Source organism: Microvirga aerilata, from assembly GCF_016743775.1.
GTDB classification, from domain to species: domain Bacteria; phylum Pseudomonadota; class Alphaproteobacteria; order Rhizobiales; family Beijerinckiaceae; genus Microvirga; species Microvirga aerilata.
Window position 1 is genome coordinate 1 of the sequence record NZ_JAEQMY010000261.1, and the last position, 1,529, is coordinate 1,529.

2 protein-coding genes are annotated in these 1,529 nt (G+C 60.9%); one reads left to right on the top strand and one right to left on the bottom strand.

Annotated elements, in window-relative coordinates; translation table 11 throughout:
* Positions 1 to 993 (top strand): site-2 protease family protein (locus tag JKG68_RS32195; protein WP_202066480.1); only part of this gene is annotated, 993 nt, incomplete at its 5' end.
* A 79-nt stretch (positions 994 to 1,072) separates the two neighbouring features.
* Here the strand turns inward: JKG68_RS32195 and JKG68_RS32200 are convergent.
* Entirely contained in the window at positions 1,073 to 1,525 is a 453-nt protein-coding gene (locus JKG68_RS32200) for a YciE/YciF ferroxidase family protein (RefSeq protein ID WP_312891077.1), read from the bottom strand.
* Between the last annotated feature and the right edge of the window lie 4 nt (positions 1,526 to 1,529).

The window sequence follows — 1,529 nt, forward strand, 5'->3', positions numbered from 1 at the left end:
GTTATCTTCATTCTTCTGCTCTTCCTGTGCGTTCTGCTGCACGAGTTCGGCCATGTTCTGGCGGCCCGACGCTATGGCGTACAGACCCCGGACATCACCCTCCTGCCGATTGGCGGCGTGGCCCGGCTTGAGCGCATTCCGGAGGAGCCCTCTCAGGAGTTGATCGTCGCCCTTGCTGGGCCGGCAGTCAATCTGGTGATTGCTGCCGCGCTGTACCTGGTGCTTGGGGGTGTCCTGCCGCGGGAAAGCATGGAGGTGCAGAACTCAGGGGTAAGCCTGCTCGCCCGCCTCGCCTCGGTGAACATCTTTCTGGCAGTCTTCAACCTTATTCCTGCCTTTCCGATGGACGGTGGACGCGTGCTCCGCGCCGTTCTGGCCTACCGTCTCGGCTACAGCCGAGGCACACAGATTGCAGCCACAGTTGGGCAAGTGGTGGCGTTCGGGCTTGGTCTGCTTGGTCTCATGGGCAACCCGCTCCTGATCTTCATTGCGGTTTTCGTTTATCTGGGAGCAGCCTCAGAAGCTCATGCGGTCCAGATGCGCCAGGTGTCACGTGGCATGCTGGTGTCTGATGCCATGATCACCCAGTTTGAGACCCTGGCGCCCAGCAGCCGCGTCGAGGACGCGGTGCAATGCCTGATTAAAACCACGCAGCATGAGTTCCCGGTAGTTGACGGTGCGGGAGGTCTGCGCGGCGTGCTCACGCGTGATGACATGATCCGCGCTCTGCGGGAGCGCGGGCTGGAGACGCCTGTGGTGGAGGTGATGCGCTCTGACATCCCGGTCCTTCACCACCGCCTGCCGCTTGAGGATGCCATGCGCCTGATGCAGAAAGACCGCTTGCCTGCCATTGGTGTGACCAACAGCCAGCTTCGCCTTGTAGGGCTGGTCACGCCCGAGAACATTGCCGAGATGATGATGATCCTGGCGGCAAACCCCAAACGCTCCGCCCGCGTGCCATGGCAACGGATCTCCCCAGTAGAAAGAACGTGATGTCTTGGTTGTTTGGGTCCGACGAGCAGGCGGCACGCACGGCGGTGCGCGTGCCGCCGTGCATGAGGATAGAAGGAGTTTATGCTTGAGCTTGTTGGTTGACCGAGCGTTCAGCGATCCGGGTCAGCAACTCGTCCGTGCGCTTCTCCTCCTCCAGCGTTTGCAGAAGGAGCTGCAGGTCCTCCTGGCGTCCGAGCAGCTTGGCATGGGCCGCTGCGGTGCCATAGGCTGCAATCTCGTAATGCTCACCAATCTGAGCACCGGCAATCAGCGACACGTCCGAGAGCTCGTCACTGCCGATCATGGCCTGCATCTTCTGGTTCTCGCGGAGGATAGCCGGCATGATCTCGTCTTCAACCTGCATGGTCGCACCGCCGGAGCGCTGGATGATCTGCTCCAAGCGTTGGATCTGCTGCTCGGTTTCGGTGCGGTGCTGTTCAAGCGCCTGCCGCAGTTCTGGATGCCGCGCCTTTTGCAGCATCATGTCATAGGCTTGCAATCCTTGCTGTTCGGCGTTTCTGAGCTTGGCAATACAC